Raw genomic sequence first — 1433 nt, forward strand, 5'->3', positions numbered from 1 at the left:
CCTATGCACAGCAGGCCGGGCTTGTACCAGCGCTCCAGYCGGTCCACCGTCACGCTCAGCAGCTTGATGTCGTCCCAGCTCGCCAGCGCATCCATGCGGCCCGCGAAGAGCGGCGCCACCTTCACCATGTCGGCCTTGAAGGCCTCCAGCCCGCGTTCGCGCACCGCCTCGATGCCGCCCTTGGGAATCACATAGGCGCACTGCCAGTAGCTGCCGCGGTCAATCATGGCCAGGAAGATGCCGGTGGTGATGCGCCCGCCCGTGGTGGAAGGGTCGCCGGGCAGCTTGGGCAGGCGCATCCACAGCACGTCGATGGGCGCGCCAAGGTCGCGCACCACCAGCCCGGCGGAGGCGCGCACCGTCGAGCGCCGGCCGTCGGCGCCTATGACCAGGTCCGCCCTCACCTGCAAGGGACCGTTCGGCGTCATGACCCGCACGCCCGTGACGCTGCCGCCCTCCTCGGTCACGCCGGTGACCTCGGCGTTCTGCAGCAGGCGAAAGCCGGGAAACAGTTCTGCCTCGTCGCGCACGAAATCGAGAAACTCCCACTGCGGCATCATCGCGATGAACTGGCAGCGTATGCGCAGGCGCTTGAAGCTGGCCAGCACCACTTCCGTGTCGCCGACCACTGCGCGCAGCTCGCTGACCTCGTCATGCGGGCGCGCCAGGAATTTGCCCAGCAGGCCCAGTTCGTGGATCACCTGAAGGGTGGACGGGTGCACCGTGTCGCCGCGAAAGTCGCGCAGGAAGTCGGCATGCTTTTCAAGTACCAGCACATCCACACCGGCGCGCGCCAGCAGCAGGCCCAGCATCATGCCGGCCGGGCCGCCGCCGGCAATGCAACAGCGAACCTTGAGAACTTCGGCCATGGTGTCTCCTGCAGGGGGAAAGCTCCCGACCTTATAGAAGCTTGCCCACCGGCGCAAACCGCACGGCGGCGACGCCGCGCCCTAACGCTAACGCGCGGCGTTGCCGGTGCTGTTGTTCGGGCTGCTGTTTTTGCTGCCGCCGGGCGTGGCGATGCTGCCAAGCTGGCTGGCCGGCAGGCCGCCGTTGGTCGTCACGCCGCTGGCAGGGCTGGCCGGGCTGGAGGCGCCGGCCGCGGGAGCCGCCGGCGCAGCACCTGCGGGCGTACCCGCCGCGCCGCCGCTGCTTTCCTTGCCGCAAGCACTCAGGCCCAACACCAGTGCCAGTGTCATGGCCAGCGCACCGGGCGCCGAATGGACGTGCTGCATCAATCGCCTCATGATCTTCCTTTGCGGACTGGTTGAATGCCGTCCCTYAATGCCCCGGCGGCGGCTGGATCAGCGCCGGCTCCCGGGTCGCGCCGCCGGTAACGCCTTGCAGCACGCTGTCAAGTTCGTGGTTGTGGCCGTCATCACCGGCCTGCGGGGCTGGATGGGCGTGATGAGGGTGATGAGGGTGCTTGGGAC

At 68.4% G+C, this 1433-nt stretch carries 2 protein-coding genes; both read right to left on the bottom strand.

The genetic code is table 11. From position 1 onward, the window contains the following. Positions 1-869: FAD-dependent oxidoreductase (locus tag AC1D0P_RS25580; RefSeq protein ID WP_477679297.1), on the bottom strand; the 869-nt coding region annotated here is incomplete at its 3' end. A gap of 87 nt (positions 870-956) precedes the next feature. Beyond that, positions 957-1235, bottom strand: coding sequence for a hypothetical protein (locus tag AC1D0P_RS25585; RefSeq protein ID WP_477679298.1), 279 nt, complete (start codon positions 1233-1235; stop codon positions 957-959). Positions 1236-1433 lie beyond the last annotated feature (198 nt).

This window comes from Polaromonas sp. P1_G2, assembly GCF_056405515.1.